The following is a 16,109-nucleotide window of genomic DNA, read 5'->3' as shown; positions in this document are numbered from 1 at the left end:
TTACTAAACATACAACTCCTGCTGAGATCAATCAACAGGAGTTCATGCGCTTGTTATTCCGGCTTATTCCCTACGCTTGGATCGGGCACATAATCCGATTTGTAGTCCTTATACATCACATCGGTGACCATTCCTGCCGACGCATGATGAAGGTCGTGGCAGTGGAACATCCAATCCCCTGGATTATCAGCTTCAAAGGCAACCTCATACGTTTCTCCAGGCCTTACATTCAGTGTATCCTTAATCACTGGAGAGCCTTGCAGCGGCTTGCCATTTTTGCTTAGCACTTGGAAGAAATGCCCGTGAAGATGCATCGGATGATCCTCCGTCATCGATTGGTTGACGAACGTGACAAGCACCTTCTCTCCCTTCTTTACAGAGATCTTTTCCGTATCCGGGAACACCCTGCCATTAATCGTATATACCATCTCTCCATCGCGCATCTCGGTATTCAGATTCATATGAACCTTTTGATCAAAATTCTGGTTGAGTGTGAATTTCGTATCAGCCTGCTTACCATAGAGCACGGGATCGAATTCTGGCAGCTCTTCCGCAGCATTGGATTGATCCTTAGCAGTGGTTGCGACTTCGTACTGAATGAGCGCTCTCATTCCGTTAACCCGCTCATCTGTGCCGTGCTCCTCCAACAACCAAGAGCCTGGATTGTTGGCGATAAACTCGATGTCATAGCGTTCACCGGGTGCTATCGACAGCGCTTGATCAGAGATCAGCGCAGGACTATTAACCGGCTGACCGTCAAGTGCCACGATCTTGAATTCATGGCCATGCAGATGCATGCGATGCGTGATGTATCCTGCATTGATAAGACGCAACCGTACTTTATCGCCTTCCTTAACCACCAGCTTGTCGATAGCGTCGCCCGTCTTGCCATTGATCGTATATAGATCATACATGCTCATATCATGACCAGCCATGCCCTCATGCTGCATACTGCCATCGCCGTTATCAGCCTGCCCTTGTTCCATTGCCCCATGTTCCTGAGCATTCTGTTCTTCGTCCTTGCTGCTGTCACTCGCATTCATGCTCATATTGCCATGATCCATGCCGCTATGATCGCTCTCATTCTGACCCATGCTGCCGTGGTCCATTCCCTCCATGTTGGGCATGTCGTGATCGTCCTTATTGGTGTCCGCGCCATCTTTTGAAGCTTCACTCTCTGCCGCAGCGCTCATCCATTCATCCAGCATCAAAGTATAATCTCGGTCATAATCCTCATTGGGATCCTCTACGATAAAGGAGCCATAAAGTCCTTTATCCAGCTGATTAACGCTGTCTTGATGCGAATGATACCAATAGGTTCCCGGAATTGTTGCCTTGAACTCGTAAACAAATTCCTTTCCCGCCACAACAGCATCCTGCGTTACGCCTGGAATGCCATCCATCTCATTCGGAACAGGGTAGCCATGCCAATGGATAGATACCGGCTCCTCCAGTTCATTCTGAAGCTTGATCCTTACGGTATCTCCAACCTTCACACGAATCTCCGGACCCGGCACCGATTGGTTAAACGTCCATACGGGCAAGGTAACCTTATCATTCACAGGCAGCAGGCTTGGCTTCGCAATAATCGTATACGTCTTGCCATCCACAACAGGTGTCGCCTTGACCGTCTCTATCTTAGTTACATTAGAGCTGGAAACGGTGCTCGCATTCTTCGATTCTTGATCGTCCGTACAGCCAGCCAGTACAATCGTCAAAGCGCCGAGCAGCAGCCAAAGCTTTGTAATCGAGTACTTTCCTTTCATCTCTATATCCCTCCACATTATAGGTTGTATCGTTTCCCATGCGGTGATAAGCTCTTGTTCATCCGATGGAATTAAGATAACCAACAGTTGTGGAGAAACTGTGTAGATTTTTCAATAATTGTGATAAATGTAATTGCGAATTCCATTGTATAAGCAAACAACCATTCGATTCAGCATCAATACGATTGATTGTAATCAAGAAAGAAAGGTTTACCATGATAAAAAAGCAGGATACTCCCACTTAGGGCAGCATCCTGCTCATATATTCACGCTAACTTTACCGTTCTTTTCGAAACTACCACTGCTTGATATTTGCTAAACCTTACTCCGTTACAAGATCATGGACAAGTACCTGAGGCTCAGCATGGTCGCCAATGCGAATATTCGCATAGATCATCTCAATGACTTGAGCGACATCTTCACGATTCGCATGGATCGTTACGAGCGATTCGCCTGCCTTGACAGCATCGCCAATCTTCTTGTTAAGCATCAAGCCTACCGCAAGATCGATCTCCGATTCCTTCGTGGCGCGGCCTGCTCCAAGCAGCATTGCTGCGGTTCCAATCTCATCGGCTACAATCTGCTGCACGACGCCATCCTGCTTTGCAGGAACCTCAATCCGATAGGAAGCCTGCGGAAGCTTGCTAGGATCATCAACAACCTCTGGATTGCCCCCTTGGTTCTTGATAAAGTCCTTGAACTTCTCCAGCGCCTTGCCGTTCTGAATCACTTCCTTCAGCTTCTCTTCCGCTTCTTCAAGGGAAGACGCCTTGCCTGCAAGATAGACCATTTGTCTGCCGAGCGCAAAGCACAGCTCCTCCAAATCCTTCGGACCATGTCCGCGCAGCGTATCGATCGCTTCCTTAACCTCCAAGGCATTGCCGATGGCACGGCCAATCGGCTGGCTCATATCCGAGATGACTGCCATCGTCTTGCGGCCGACATTGTTGCCGATGCTTACCATGGCATGCGCCAAATCCTTCGCATCCTCAACCGTCTTCATGAATGCGCCTGCGCCTGTCTTTACATCCAAGACGATCGCATCAGAGCCTGCTGCAATCTTCTTGCTCATGATCGAACTCGCAATAAGCGGAATGGAATTGACGGTTCCTGTCACATCGCGAAGCGCATAAAGCTTCTTATCCGCAGGCGTCAAGTTGCCCGATTGCCCAATGACCGCAATCTTGTCCTTGTTGACAAGGTTGACGAACTCGTCCTTGCTAATCTCCACATGAAAGCCTTCGATCGATTCCAACTTGTCGATCGTTCCGCCTGTATGACCAAGCCCGCGTCCGGACATCTTCGCGACCGGAATATCAAGCGCGGCAACCAATGGGGCCAGCACCAGCGTCGTGGTATCGCCAACGCCGCCGGTCGAGTGCTTGTCTACCTTGATTCCCTCGATCGCAGACAGATCAATCGTATCTCCCGAATGAACCATGGCCATCGTCAGATCTGCACGTTCACGCTCATTCCTTTCCATCCCGCTTCTTCGCAATTACATCTACCATCTCATCGTGTAATTCCTCCCTGTCTCCCATGGATTCATGTAAATATGAATTAGATGGACAAAGCCGTTTCCAGTGCAACCTCCATCATATCGTTGAAGGTCGTTTGTCGCTCTGCCGCTGTTGTCTCTTCCCCTGTGAGCAAATGATCGCTTACCGTCAAGATCGTGAGCGCATGGACACCAAACTTGGCAGCAAGGGAGTACAGCGCCGTCGTTTCCATTTCAACAGCAAGCACCCCGTATTCCATCATCTTCCCTACGACAGATTTATCGTCACGATAGAACATGTCAGAGCTGAAGATGTTGCCGACATGAAGCTTCAAGCCCTTCTCTGTTCCCTTCTCGTAGGCCGTCTTAAGCAGAGGGAAGCTTGCGATTGGAGAAAAGTCATAATCCTTAAACACATGACGGTTCATGCTGGAATCCGTACAGGACGCCTGTGCCAGAACAACGTCCCGAACATGAACATGCTCCTGCATCGCGCCGCATGTGCCGACTCGCATTAAGTGTTTAACCCCGTATTCACTAATCAGCTCATTGACATAAATGCTGGTCGTCGGAATCCCCATTCCTGTTCCTTGAACGGAAATTCTCTTTCCTTTATAAGTCCCCGTAAATCCAAGCATGCCGCGAACCTCGTTATAGCACGAGATGTCTTCCAAATACGTTTCAGCAATATACTTCGCACGCAAAGGATCGCCTGGAAGCAGGATCGTATCCGCAATGTCTCCTTGCTTTGCACCAATATGAACACTCATCGTTATCCCTCCAATTATCGTCTCATACTCTTATTTCAAGGCTGTCCAAAAACTAACCACGTACGCTGGCATGGTCACATTGAAGTTCTCTGCAATCGTTGCCCCTAGATCAGCAAAGGTGGTTCGAAGCGGCAGCTCCTGTCCGCCACTCGTGAAGCGGGGAGAATAAGCAAGCAAAGGCACATATTCACGGGTATGATCTGTTCCCTTGTAGGTTGGATCATTGCCATGATCGGCCGTGATCAGCAGGAGATCATCTTCACCAAGCTTCGCCATCACCTCTGGCAGCCTTGCATCAAATTCCTCCAGCGCTTGGCCGTAGCCCTTCGGTTCTCTGCGATGACCATAGAGCGCATCGAAGTCTACGAGATTATGGAAGCTGAGCCCTGTAAACGGTTCGTTCAGGCTCGCTATGAATTGGTCCATGCCATCGCTATTAGACTTTGTTCGAATGGCCATTGTAATTCCTTCACCGTCATAAATGTCTGAAATCTTGCCTAGCGCGATAACATCATAGCCTTGGTCCTTCAGCTCATTCATCGTGGTGCGGCCAAATGGCTTTAAAGCATAATCATGCCGATTGGCTGAACGCGTGAAATGTCCCGGTTCTCCATTAAACGGCCGTGCAATGATACGTCCCAGCATGTACGGATCATCTCTTGTAATCTCGCGGCAGAATTCGCAGATCTCGTACAACTCGCTTAGCGGCACTACATCTTCATGGGCAGCAATCTGCAGAACCGAGTCGGCAGATGTATACACAATAAGCGCACCTGTCTTCATCTGTTCTTTGCCAAGCTCCTCGATAATCTCAGTCCCGCTGGCCGGCTTGTTGCCAATGACCTTGCGGCCTGTCTTCGCTTCGATTCGCTTGATCAATGCCTCTGGGAAGCCATCCGGAAATACGCGGAACGGTGTATCGATATAAAGCCCCATGATCTCCCGATGACCGGTCATCGTATCTTTTCCGCGAGAAGCCTCCTGCATTTTGCAGTAATGAGCAAGCGGCCGTTCTGCTGCTGGCATACCTTCAATGGATCGAATATAGGAAAGACCAAGGCTTCCCATATTCGGCATGCTGAGCCCGCCGCACGCCTGCGCAATATGGCCTAGCGTGTCAGCGCCAATGTCATCGAATGCTGCCGCATCTGGCGCTTCTCCAATTCCTACGGAATCCATCACAATATGCCCCGACGATGGACATCGACACGGTTGACATGGCAGATGCACATAGGGTGTAGAGACGGCGCTCGGGAAGGAGCCCGATTTGTTTTTTCACAGAGATAAATACTTCTGACTGGCCTAATATAGCTGAAGCGACTGCATTATAAGATTCAAGCTTGCCCATGCCGTTCACTTTGCTTAAGCCTAATCCAATGTACTTGATGATAAAGGGCAGTATCTTGGTGTATTGCAGAATCCCGATTAATGCGGATAAACACAATCGGAAGCAATATCGATAGGAAAAACTGCGTTCCTTGCCCCTCGTTGACGATGCCGCCGAATACAAAGTTGATGCCTTCGGCTGCATAAGCGAGTATCGATTCAAAGATGGAGGCAAAGCCTCGAATCAGCGTATCACCAACAGTTGTGTTTAATAGCACGAACGCCAATACGGCCTGCAAGATAATCATTTGCGTAAGCGGGCGATAGCGGATGCTGCGCCGGTCTTTACTTGCGATATAGGTAAGTCCAAACACAGTCAGCAAACCTACGATTGCGATCCCATACTTCATCTGTAGTTCCTCCCCTATTCATAGATGCGAAATTCATAACTGAAACAAAAGGAAATAGTTGTTGTTTTGGTATAAGGCAAGTGAATCAACCCATCTGTTACTCTAACAGCTGATGCATGCCGAAGGAGGAAATCAAATTTAAAGAGCCACAGGCCAAGGGAGAGATGGGAAATGAAAGGCTGCACATAAGTAAAAACTTACACTCCAATCATTCCAGCAGGAACAGGACCTACACTTAAAAATCTGGAAGATGCAGTTATGGAAATGCTCACGGACATGAATGATCTAGTAGTCGATCAATTGGACAATACGCAACTGGAAATGGTGCAAAACTTGGTGATTAGAGCGCTAAATTTAACAGAGTTGACAGATGGTGAGTATGCCCTCTAAGGGGGATGACATGGCAAAAACAGCAGTAACGTTATCACTTGAGCGAGCACTTGAATCCGTTACAAACAAAGCCGGCGTGTTTGGTTGTTTTGAAGTGACAATTGGATGGGATGGAAAAGAACGTGTTGACTATATCACCTATGACACAAAAGGTACGTGGCGCTGCTATGAAATTAAAGTATCGAAGAGTGATTTTAGATCCAAAGCACATCACACCTTTTGTGGTCATTATAATTATTTCGTGATGACACAAGAACTATTTGATCAAGTAAAAGAAGAGATACCGGAACACATTGGAGTTTATATCAATTTCGAGTATTGGCCTTATATTAAGAACGTAAAGAAAGCAAAGCGTCAAGAGCTTGGTATAGATGAACAGGTGCTAAAAAGATTCTCTTATTCGTTCGTTGAGCCGAGAAGCAGACAAAGCAAAGGCGAAGCTTCTAAAGCTTGAACGCGAAAATCCACAAAGGGGTAATTGTGATGAAAGACATTATTCTTAAAATAGTTGAACTTTCTACCGCACATATTCAACAAGAGACAGGCCAGTTTCTAAACCAGATTGCTAATGTGTCAAATGAATTCGCTTACCTGTTAATTCTATGGATTACGGTTATCTAATTGGAGTAGATACCGAGAATGTAGGAAATCGGCATCCGATTCCAGCTGAACTACTGAATTCATTGGTTCTTGCAGAAAAGGAAGGCTGTTCTTGGATTCCCTTGGATCGAGACGCTTCTCAATGTGAGGAATTACCTACTTGGGATTGGTAAGGGAGTTAATGTCCGTGCAAGTCAATTGATCTTGTACGGACATAAATACCGCATAGCTAAAAAGGAGGTATAGCTATGCTTGAGGATGATCAAAGAGAGTACCATATACGTATAAAAACAGACACTGAAACATACATGGCTGAGGTAGTGCAGGAAATTGAGGAGCTTGAGCAGTTTGTCATTAAAGCATACAAGAACACTACTAGAAGTGGAAAAAAAGATAGGGATTATGCGAATACGCTGGTACATGAGGTTCTTCCTCGATTACGCGAGGTTGTTAAAGGTGGTGAAAGAAACATACGACTTCATGAGCTATATATAGCCGGCCACAGCCGAGATGAAGTCCTTGCAATCTTGGAACAAGAAGATAATCAGGAATTAGAACCAATCCTGTTTTAGAAGTAAGGCTGAACAAAAAAAGCCCGTGCTATACGGAGTGAGCTGAAAAAGCGGCGAACGGGGAATTGGAGAAGGTAGAAGCGGTAGTTGAAGTATCCGTCGAGCCTAAAGTAAATGAGACCTTGGAACGGTGGAAGGCCTTGCTTGGAGAGCTCGGCAAAAAGTAAGCATCACCGATGTGGCATCCTTCTAGACGAGTTGGATATATGATGTTGATGGTAATGTGTGAGTTTCTTGAAGCAGAGAAGTTGTTCTTCCATTTCGAATCTACATGATTATAAGGGATTTACATATTAATAACGTCTTATTCATGAATAGGACGTTAACAAAGGGGTTGTTTTGGAGAAATCACAGCAAACCATTTGATCAGGTGAACAATCAATAGCTGTTCGATTATCATCATCGTAATTAATTTCTACATCAGCACGAGTACCATTTCCTACATAATAAGTTTTAAGTTTGCTTTTAGAAGGATCATCACCAAAATCCCAATAGACTGAGAGGTATAAATATGAAAAAGTCCTTTAAAATATTCTATATTACTATAATTGTTATAGTAATCGTGGTTATAGTAGCTTTGCTGTTATTGGGACGTAACAGCCATAGTGATTTATCAGGAAGCATTTCCGAAAAAGTCGATCAATATTTGACCAATGAAAAATTTCAAGGAACCGTCCTGATTGCAAAGGAAGGTGAAGTGTTATTTTCAAAAGGTTACGGATTGGCTGCCGCTGATGTACCTAACAGCCCAAGCACGCTCTATCCGATCGCTTCGTTATCGAAAACATTCACTGCAGTAGCAGTCATGCAACTAGTAGAACAGGAACGCCTACACCTAGATGATGCAGTTTCGCAGTACTTTCCAGACTTTCCAAAGGGAGAGTCTATTACAATAAGTCATCTACTAAGCCATAGCTCGGGGATTCCGGATTATCTAAAGCCGAATTTCAAATTCGACTACAGCCAAGAATGGAATCCACTTGATATTGTAAAAACCGTTAGCTATTCTGAATTAGAATTTACCCCAGGTAAAAGCTTTCGCTATAGTAATACGGGTTATGTGATGCTAGGACTTATTATTGAAAAAGTCAGCGGACAGTCATATGCCAATTATATTGAAGAGCATATTTTTGAACCGAGCAGCATGTTTAATTCTATGTTCACAGTTCCAGCAGGCATGCCGCAAGCGGAAGGACATATTGAAGGAAAAGTCGGACCCTTCATGCATCATTCTGCAGCGTACGCAGCTGGAGATATTATTTCTACAGCGGAAGACTTAGAACGGTTTGACAGAGCCTTGCGTAATCATGTGCTGATAAGCAAAGAAACATCTGAGTTGATGAGTATGACCCATGCTAAAAAGTTTCCGCATCGATATGGATATGGTTGGTACACTCAAGATGTTATGGGAAAAAAAGCAGTTGGGCATCCAGGAGGATATCCAAGTGGCTTCCGCCATTATGTTGCACGGCTAATTGACGAGGATTTAACCGTGATCGTGCTTAGCAACGAGATGACAGTGAATGCAAAAAGAATCAACCGTCATCTTACATCTATCGTTCTTCAGCAGCCAATTTGGATATGGGAAGAGCGACTTTAATGACTTGATTTCCCATCGTCTCGCTATTTTGTTGTCATGTTATTTGATTTTAGAAAAGGTTGAATGATTGGCTTGTTCTGTCAGAAGGAAATGGAAGAGACGCGAGAATCCAAACTCCAATTATGGGGTTTATTTGGATACTTAGCGTCTTTTTTTGTGGAAAAAGGGTTTTCGCAGAATTAAAATTAGCATAGATGGGTCAGTGATAAACACAGGAAAGGCTTGTTTCGGAAGTATATATTGATATATATTGCCCCTAATATTCATCCATTTTAACGGTTCACTACGAACCTCTCGAAATGATTTAATAATGACTTTACTTCGTTATTAGTATTATAAAAAATTTATACAAATTATGAGGAACGATTTCATTCTAGAAGTGGTCGCCTTCAGCTGCGCTGAAGCCTGCGGCCTTTTTTAGCCCCATGCCGCAACAGGCAAAGCGTACCACAGCATTCCTTTCATCAAGGGTTTGCCTGCTTTGCAGTTTTCCCCTTGACGTAAGAGACCCACCGTTCCGGCGCTGCGTATGAACGCACCTGGCGGAACCTTGGTGGGGCTAGATTTTTGTTGTGCTTGTGCCAGCGGCAAGTTGATCGGCCGCATGAAGGAACGAATCTAAGGATGCAAGTCAAGAATATTCTCAAAAGAATACCAAACTTTCTCGTAAAGTGTGCGATATTACACGGATTTTAAAGGTGAAGCAGAAGGCCACGGCTGTTATTTCCAGAATTGAACTGGAAAAGGTTGTCGGTGGCGTTGAACAGTTTTCCTTTTCCTTTTATGAAGAGGAGATCCAGGAGCAACAAACCTCATCCGTGCGCTATATTCAGGATGCGATTAAGCATGCTGGTCTAGCTTTAGCTGTAGATAGCTGTTTCTCAGGTGCGGCCTTTTAGATTTTGGCTTCCTTCAGGAAGGGTTCGAAATTGAACTCGCTGTCGAACTGGATGAAGATGCCGCTAATTCGTATCGAGTCAATCTCGGAAATCATGTGCTTACTCAAGATATTCGCAAGGTAGATCCCAAACGAATTACTTCACCGGTTATGATAGGCGGCACACCATGTCAAGGCTACTCAAGAAGTAATAGAGTGAACCAAAAAGTAGACAATCCCAATAACTTGCTGACGTCATCTTATACGGAAGCCCTGGCTGGCCAGGCCCTTTATTTTGAGACAGGGTAAGGAGCCTTGCCGGCTCCGCGATCGATTCAAGGCCTCGGATCAAAGGTTTCTTCCTTTTGCCCCTCCCATGGTACCAACCGGATCGATCTAAATAAGAACCAAGCGGAGCCTCTCGCTGCGCTCCTCGCACTTGCTTCTTATCAAGATCGAGACGCCCTCTGTCAAGGGCACTATTTTTTTCTCTCTGTATGGATAAATAGAGGACGAGAGAAAAGAGCTGCGCAGACCTTGACTGATTGCTCACCGTTTGGTTCCAAGTCCGTGTCAAAAGGAAAAAAACTCCCCTTTAGGGGACCCATGGCCATGGAAGGGGCACCGGAAAAAATTTAATTCTCAAGGAGGCAGACGGATGTTCCATCCTATTTCTAAAAGGACGTATCACATTTACAAGGATAACAAGTTTCTTGGAGCAGTACTTGCTTTGAATGCAAAAGAAGCAAAACGACAAGGGAGCATTAAATATTTTTGTTTAGTAGGGTGTTAACGCTTTCAAATTGGTTAAAATAACATAGACAGTCCCCTGTCTTGGCTTACTCCTTGCATGATTTTCCTGCTATCAGATATTGAGAAAAAAGAGCGGGTGGATTTGCTTTCATCACGATATTACAGATGCTGCTACCATATCCTCCAGCGTGCCAGCCAAACCAACCGCTCCATCTATTAATAAGACGACGAAGACGTCTCTCCATTCACAATGCTTACGCCGGAGCTAGCGCCAATTCTTGTTGCGCCCGCTTCGATCATCACCTTCACATCCTCCAAGCTGCGAACACCGCCGGATGCCTTCACGCCTGCTTGGTCTTTAACCGTACTGCGCATTAATGCCACATCTTCTTTTGTCGCTCCACCCTTAGAGAAGCCGGTAGAAGTCTTTACAAAGTCAGCTCCTGCCTTCAAGGACAGCTCGCAAGCCCGAACCTTCTCCTCGTCTGTCAGGAGGCAAGTCTCGATGATCACTTTCACAATAGCTTTTCCTGCCGCTGCCTTCACAACTGCCTCGATGTCCTGCTGTACATATGCATCGTTGCCAGCCTTCAGCTCACCGATATTGATTACCATATCAATCTCAGCAGCTCCATTCTGAATCGCATCCTGCGTCTCAAATGCTTTCACTGCAGAAGTCGCTGCCCCGAGCGGGAAGCCGATAACGGTGCATACCTTCACTGGAGTACCTGCGAGCTGCTTCGCACTGTAAGCTACCCATGTCGGATTTACGCATACCGATGCAAAGCCATACTGCTTCGCTTCATCTGTCAGCTGCTTAATCTCGTCTTGCACTGCGTCTGCACGAAGCAGTGTGTGGTCAATCATGCCTGCTATGTTCATAGCTGTACACCCCTTGCATTCTATTTGTCAAGAAAGTCGAAATGGCTTGTAACTGATTTCATCGGTATCATAACACGACGGTTGAACAAAAGTAAATATTGCTTTGAAATTTTGTTCATGTCATAATCATGAACAACTGGACGCGTCGCACTAACTTCTCCGTACACAAAAAAAGCCCCTTGGAGAATAGAGCTTTGCACTCCAATCCATCTCCAAGGGACTTTATCAACGCTATTGTGTTATCGCAGCAATGCCTGTGCTGTAAATTGGTCCGTCACCAAAATGTTCGCGTACTCGCCGATAAGAGCAGCTCGAATGGCCTCGGCTTTTTGCTGGCCGCCTGCAACGAGAATGGACTTCTCCTTCTCTCGCAAATCGGACAGATCGATTCCGACCGTACGATTGTTAATCTCTTCACTGCACAGATGACCGTCTTTATCAAAAAAGCGTGAGCAGATATCGCCGACACCCGTGCTTTGCAGAAGCTTCTTCTCTTCTTGGCTAAAATAACCAAGCTGAAAGAGCAGCGCATCGTCATTCAATGTTCCAATCGTAAAGACTGCAATATTCGCCTGCTTGCCGAGTTGAATGATTCGATGAATATGCCGATCCTCCTCTACCATCTGCTTCACTTCAATGTTGTCAAAGATGACCGGCAGCGGCAAGTATCTCGCAATCGTCTGATAGGCGGATGCGAATAAATTAACCGTCTCCGCTGCATACGTGTTCACATGCGAATGGCTGATGCCGCCTTTGAGCTGAACAACCTCAACGCCTCGCACCTGCTTCTCTTGAAGCCGCAGGGCAACCGCATGCATCGTTCTTCCCCAGGTCACGCCGATAATATCCGAATCCTGTACCGTTTCATGCAGGTAATCAGCAGCCTTTTGACTAATATGCTTCTGTATCTCCAAATACTCGTTTATCGGGGAATACCCTATGATAACCGTATCCAGATTGTACTTCTGCTTCACCTGGTCCCCTAAAGCATCCAAATCCTCAAGAGGATCAATAATGCTGATTCTGACATAGCCCTGATCCTTCGCATACTGAAGCAGTCTTGATACGGTTGGGCGAGACACTCCCAGCTTGGTCGCAATGTCCATTTGGCTATAATCCGACATATAATACAATCTTGCTGCTTCGATGCTTAATCTTTGCTTCTCAAGATCCATAACCCCAACCCGTTTCTATAAATAGATTCCTGAAAAATTCTATCTTACCTCTATCCTAAGCCACTTCATATCCCTTTTAATCCTGCTCGATACTCCTATTCTACAACAAGAAATTTTTTATGTGGTGAGCAATTGCGCAAAGCTGCTGATTTCATCCTTTTGTCAGTTCTTTTATGAATGCTTGCAGACAATCCCTTGATTTGGAAATAAAAGTATGATACATATATACATAGATATCCAATGTATCGGAACTAGATGTATTAACAATAGAAGCATATGAGGTTTTAACCATATTAACCATGTGCAATAAAAGGAGGCATATTATGTCCATCAACAAGGAGTTAATGAAGGGCAGCACCACGATTCTCATCCTTAATCTACTAGAGAAGCAGCCCATGTACGGTTATGAGATGACGAAGGAGATGGAGCGGCTGTCCAACGGCCTTTTTATGTTCAAAGAAGGAACCCTGTATCCCATATTGCATGCCCTAGAGTCGGATGGCTCGATTGAGGCTTATTGGGAAATGAAGGACGGGCGCAAGCGCAAGTACTATATGCTTCTCGATCGTGGACGGCAGCAGCTCGCGGAGAAGAAACAAGAATGGCGATTATTTCGCACTACTGTGGATCAAGTGCTCGGGGAGGGGTAAAGGATGGAACATCGCATTCGCGATCAATACTTGGATCAGGTCTGCAAGCAAATCAAAGCCAAAGATATGCATGATGAGATCCGAGATGAGCTCTTGTCGCATTGGGACGAGCTTGTGCAGGATGCTTTGGAAGATGGATGTCCTGATGAAAATGTAGATGCCCTTGTACATAGGCAAATGGGTGACCCTGAGGAAGTTGGACGAGGCTTCAACCAGGTTCATTGTCCAAAAATGAATTGGGGATTGATTGTTTCCGTCGGGATACTCGTGGTAATTGGCATTGTGATATCGATCTTCTCTTCACTCAGCTTGGATCATATCAATTTAATTGTTCCCAAGCTGGTGTACTCCGCGCTAGGAATTGCCATTATGTTTGCCTTCATTTTTATGGACTATCGAATATTCAAAAAATACTCGTGGGTATGGTTTGTGCTGCCATTCATCATCCATATGATTGTTTATCCTTGGACAATAATTATAAATGGAGCGAGGAACTACCTTCCAATAGGGCCATTCTCAATAAATGTATTTTCCTGCTACACAGTCCTGTTTTTGATTGGAATCAGCGGAATTATTCAGCGCACATCGACATCTGTATGGAAATATAGAATGAAGCTATTAACCATTTCTATGCTTCCGTTCTTATTATTTATTATTTCAAATGAGAGAGCCTTATACTTGATGTATGCCGTTGCACTGTTCGCCATCCTATGGGGATGCCTCAGATCCAAATGGTATTTTTATATTGTATCTGGACTGCATGTTTTATTTGGGTTAATTTTCCTGTTTTTATCTCCTAATCATTATGTAATTAGTCGTATTTTAGGCTTTTTCAGTAATGATGAAGACTATCATTTCATTGTAGAGCGATCACGAGAAGCCATCATGTCAGGCGGATGGTGGGGACGAGGTCTTCAAGCTGCCTCTCAAAGTTATCCATACATCTATTCTGATTATGCATTAAGTTATTTATTTGACTCTCTCGGATGGATAATCGGTGCTCTGTGCCTTACACTTATTGCATATGTGATCGTTCAGTTTGCCTGTATGAGCAAACAAGTAAAAGATAGCTATGGAAAAACCATCATGATTGCATTTGCCGCATTGATTGGGTTTCAATATATATACAATATCTTAATGGTCTTCGGATTCGTTCCACAAAGCGGAATTAGTTCTCCGATTATTTCGTATGGTGGAACCTACTCCATACTCACCTTAGCGATCATTGGAATGATGCTGAGTATCTATCGACGCAAAGATATGCTCCCAAGACAGTCGTCAATAAAGGAATAGCTGCGGCATACAAAGAAGGCGTTTGACCATATCGTCAAACGCCTCTTCTATGTTCTCTTCAAGCAACCAGCACACAAACCGTTTGTGATCAAGCAGCTTTCATGAATGAATCGCAAGCTCCAAGCCTATCTCAACTCAAACCAGTTGTTCGCAATCACATGCTTATACCAGTAATAGCTGTCCTTCTTCGTCCGCACGAGCGTATCAAAGTCCACGTGCACAAGGCCGAAGCGCATGCTGTAGCCTTCCGCCCACTCGAAGTTATCCATGAGCGACCAGGCCATGTACCCCTTCAGGTTAATGCCGTCAGCAATGGCGCGGCTTGCCTGCACGAGATGCTGGGACAAGTAATCGATCCGGCGCTGGTCGCGTACGCGGCCGTTCTCGGCTTCGTCGTTATAGCATGCGCCATTTTCCGTAATATAAATATCAGGATTGCCGTACTTATCCGCTGTATAGCGAAGCAGCTGATACAGTCCCTCCGGGTAGATCTCCCAGCCAATATCCGTTCTGGCTGCGCCCATATTCATGTACTCCGCCTGCAGCATGCCAGAGCGTTCGTTATGTCGATTCATCGATGACGTGTAATAGTTGATACCAATGAAATCAATCGGTTGATGAATTGTCTGCATATCCCCCTCGACCACTGGAGGCTTATGGCCAAGCTTCTCATACCAATCCAGCATAAAAGCAGGATATTCGCCAAAGTAGATCGGATCTAGATACCAGTCTCCTGACCAACCGTTTAGGCGAAGGCAAGTAGCTTTGTCCTCTTCAGATTGCGTGTAAGGAATCCCCCATGCCGTATTCGGCGCAATGCCGATCTCCCCAGAAAGTCCAAGCTCTCGGTAGCTCTTTACTGCTTCGCCATGGGCGACAAGGATATGATGGCTGATATCAATAGCAAGCTGAAGATCACGATAGCCTGGCGCATGAATGCCTAGATAGTTCGACAGAAAAGCAAGACACCAAGGTTCATTGAACGTAATCCAGTATTTGATCTTTGATCCGAATTCCTTAAACATCACCTCGGCATACTCCTTAAAGGCAGCGATCGAGCGTCGGTCACCCCAGCCTCCCTGATCCTGAATCGCCTGCGGCAGATCCCAATGGTACAGGGTACAGAATGGCTCAATGCCTTGTTCAATAAGAGCATCCACCAGCTTGTGATAATAATCCAGGCCCTTTTGATTGATAGCGCCAGTGCCCGTAGGCAGAACGCGCGACCACGAGATGGAGAAGCGATACGTCTTAACACCAAGCTCTTTCAGTAATCGGATATCCTCATCCAAGCGATGATAGCTGTCACACGCCACATTGCCGTTGTCCCCATTCTTTACATTACCAGGGGTATGGGAAAACGTATCCCATATGGATGGTCCGCGTCCATCCTCGTTATAAGCTCCTTCAATCTGATAAGCGGCGGTTGCCGTTCCCCACATAAAATCGTTCGGAAATCGATTAATGCTCATTTCATCCACTCCTCACCAGGCTATAAGTATGAATGCTGTATGCGCTTACGAATCAGAACAGCACGATCACAAGCT

The 16,109-nt window shown here is 45.6% G+C and carries 13 protein-coding genes and 2 pseudogenes; 7 read left to right on the top strand and 8 right to left on the bottom strand.

What is annotated here, in order from left to right; translation table 11 throughout:
• Positions 1-53: 53 nt before the first annotated feature.
• The 5 genes and pseudogenes from I2H74_RS05620 to I2H74_RS05600 form a co-directional block, all read right to left on the bottom strand.
• Entirely contained in the window at positions 54-1,766 is a 1,713-nt protein-coding gene (locus I2H74_RS05620) for a multicopper oxidase family protein (protein WP_195572327.1), read from the bottom strand.
• Between the two features lie 322 nt (positions 1,767-2,088).
• Positions 2,089-3,246, bottom strand: a pseudogene (locus I2H74_RS05615) (pyrimidine-nucleoside phosphorylase); the annotation flags it as partial.
• Between the two features lie 80 nt (positions 3,247-3,326).
• On the bottom strand, positions 3,327-4,034 hold the full coding sequence (gene deoD / locus I2H74_RS05610; protein ID WP_195572326.1) for a purine-nucleoside phosphorylase: 708 nt from the start codon (positions 4,032-4,034) through the stop codon (positions 3,327-3,329).
• A 30-nt stretch (positions 4,035-4,064) separates the two neighbouring features.
• Positions 4,065-5,213 carry a phosphopentomutase gene (gene deoB, locus I2H74_RS05605; RefSeq protein ID WP_195572324.1) on the bottom strand — a complete coding sequence of 383 codons (1,149 nt, stop codon included), beginning with the start codon at positions 5,211-5,213 and terminating at the stop codon, positions 4,065-4,067.
• A gap of 4 nt (positions 5,214-5,217) precedes the next feature.
• Positions 5,218-5,770, bottom strand: a pseudogene (locus I2H74_RS05600) (Na+ dependent nucleoside transporter N-terminal domain-containing protein); the annotation flags it as partial.
• Between the two features lie 400 nt (positions 5,771-6,170).
• Here I2H74_RS05600 and I2H74_RS05595 point away from each other — a divergent pair.
• The 5 genes from I2H74_RS05595 to I2H74_RS05575 all read left to right on the top strand — a co-directional run bounded on the left by I2H74_RS05595 (position 6,171) and on the right by I2H74_RS05575 (position 10,118).
• Positions 6,171-6,614: a hypothetical protein gene (locus I2H74_RS05595; protein ID WP_229106420.1), complete on the top strand. Its 444-nt coding sequence runs from the start codon at positions 6,171-6,173 to the stop codon at positions 6,612-6,614.
• A gap of 394 nt (positions 6,615-7,008) precedes the next feature.
• The gene (locus I2H74_RS05590) at positions 7,009-7,332 is read left to right on the top strand and encodes a hypothetical protein (RefSeq protein ID WP_195572322.1); all 324 of its coding nucleotides are present in this window, start codon (positions 7,009-7,011) and stop codon (positions 7,330-7,332) included.
• A gap of 511 nt (positions 7,333-7,843) precedes the next feature.
• Positions 7,844-8,932 (top strand): serine hydrolase domain-containing protein, encoded by a 1,089-nt coding sequence (locus tag I2H74_RS05585; protein WP_195572320.1) that lies wholly within the window; start codon positions 7,844-7,846, stop codon positions 8,930-8,932.
• Positions 8,933-9,630: 698 nt separating this feature from the next.
• On the top strand, positions 9,631-9,831 hold the full coding sequence (locus tag I2H74_RS05580) for a hypothetical protein (RefSeq protein ID WP_195572319.1): 201 nt from the start codon (positions 9,631-9,633) through the stop codon (positions 9,829-9,831).
• A complete protein-coding gene (locus I2H74_RS05575; RefSeq protein ID WP_195573371.1) occupies positions 9,807-10,118 on the top strand; it encodes a DNA cytosine methyltransferase in 312 nt (103 codons plus the stop codon). Before I2H74_RS05580 ends, I2H74_RS05575 begins: the two co-directional genes overlap by 25 nt.
• 660 nt (positions 10,119-10,778) lie before the next feature.
• On the opposite strand, the gene deoC is transcribed toward I2H74_RS05575, so the two are convergent.
• Positions 10,779-11,444 carry a deoxyribose-phosphate aldolase gene (deoC, locus tag I2H74_RS05570; protein ID WP_195572317.1) on the bottom strand — a complete coding sequence of 222 codons (666 nt, stop codon included), beginning with the start codon at positions 11,442-11,444 and terminating at the stop codon, positions 10,779-10,781.
• Positions 11,445-11,683: 239 nt separating this feature from the next.
• Positions 11,684-12,619 carry a sugar-binding transcriptional regulator gene (locus I2H74_RS05565; protein ID WP_195572315.1) on the bottom strand — a complete coding sequence of 312 codons (936 nt, stop codon included), beginning with the start codon at positions 12,617-12,619 and terminating at the stop codon, positions 11,684-11,686.
• A gap of 323 nt (positions 12,620-12,942) precedes the next feature.
• On the opposite strand from I2H74_RS05565, the gene I2H74_RS05560 reads away from it, so the two are divergent.
• Together I2H74_RS05560 and I2H74_RS05555 are read left to right on the top strand one after the other, a co-directional pair.
• Entirely contained in the window at positions 12,943-13,269 is a 327-nt protein-coding gene (locus I2H74_RS05560) for a PadR family transcriptional regulator (RefSeq protein ID WP_195572313.1), read from the top strand.
• Positions 13,270-13,272: 3 nt separating this feature from the next.
• Positions 13,273-14,562 carry an FtsW/RodA/SpoVE family cell cycle protein gene (locus tag I2H74_RS05555; protein ID WP_195572311.1) on the top strand — a complete coding sequence of 430 codons (1,290 nt, stop codon included), beginning with the start codon at positions 13,273-13,275 and terminating at the stop codon, positions 14,560-14,562.
• Positions 14,563-14,687: 125 nt separating this feature from the next.
• Here the strand turns inward: I2H74_RS05555 and I2H74_RS05550 are convergent, their stop codons facing one another.
• The gene (locus tag I2H74_RS05550) at positions 14,688-16,034 is read right to left on the bottom strand and encodes a GH1 family beta-glucosidase (protein ID WP_195572309.1); all 1,347 of its coding nucleotides are present in this window, start codon (positions 16,032-16,034) and stop codon (positions 14,688-14,690) included.
• Between the last annotated feature and the right edge of the window lie 75 nt (positions 16,035-16,109).

The sequence above is a fragment of the Paenibacillus sp. 1001270B_150601_E10 genome, assembly GCF_015558675.1.
Lineage (GTDB): Bacteria > Bacillota > Bacilli > Paenibacillales > Paenibacillaceae > Paenibacillus_B.
Note: the sequence above shows the minus strand (reverse complement) of the source record. Positions and strands in the feature narration are given on the sequence as shown.

Coding starts and splice junctions, on each gene's coding strand:
- deoB (WP_195572324.1), bottom strand. CDS start 5,213: ATGGATTCCGTAGGAATTGGAGAAGCGCCAGATGCGGCAGCATTCGAT.
- I2H74_RS05590 (WP_195572322.1), top strand. CDS start 7,009: ATGCTTGAGGATGATCAAAGAGAGTACCATATACGTATAAAAACAGAC.
- I2H74_RS05620 (WP_195572327.1), bottom strand. CDS start 1,766: ATGAAAGGAAAGTACTCGATTACAAAGCTTTGGCTGCTGCTCGGCGCT.
- I2H74_RS05550 (WP_195572309.1), bottom strand. CDS start 16,034: ATGAGCATTAATCGATTTCCGAACGATTTTATGTGGGGAACGGCAACC.
- I2H74_RS05560 (WP_195572313.1), top strand. CDS start 12,943: ATGTCCATCAACAAGGAGTTAATGAAGGGCAGCACCACGATTCTCATC.
- I2H74_RS05555 (WP_195572311.1), top strand. CDS start 13,273: ATGGAACATCGCATTCGCGATCAATACTTGGATCAGGTCTGCAAGCAA.
- I2H74_RS05595 (WP_229106420.1), top strand. CDS start 6,171: ATGGCAAAAACAGCAGTAACGTTATCACTTGAGCGAGCACTTGAATCC.
- deoC (WP_195572317.1), bottom strand. CDS start 11,444: ATGAACATAGCAGGCATGATTGACCACACACTGCTTCGTGCAGACGCA.
- I2H74_RS05585 (WP_195572320.1), top strand. CDS start 7,844: ATGAAAAAGTCCTTTAAAATATTCTATATTACTATAATTGTTATAGTA.
- I2H74_RS05565 (WP_195572315.1), bottom strand. CDS start 12,619: ATGGATCTTGAGAAGCAAAGATTAAGCATCGAAGCAGCAAGATTGTAT.
- deoD (WP_195572326.1), bottom strand. CDS start 4,034: ATGAGTGTTCATATTGGTGCAAAGCAAGGAGACATTGCGGATACGATC.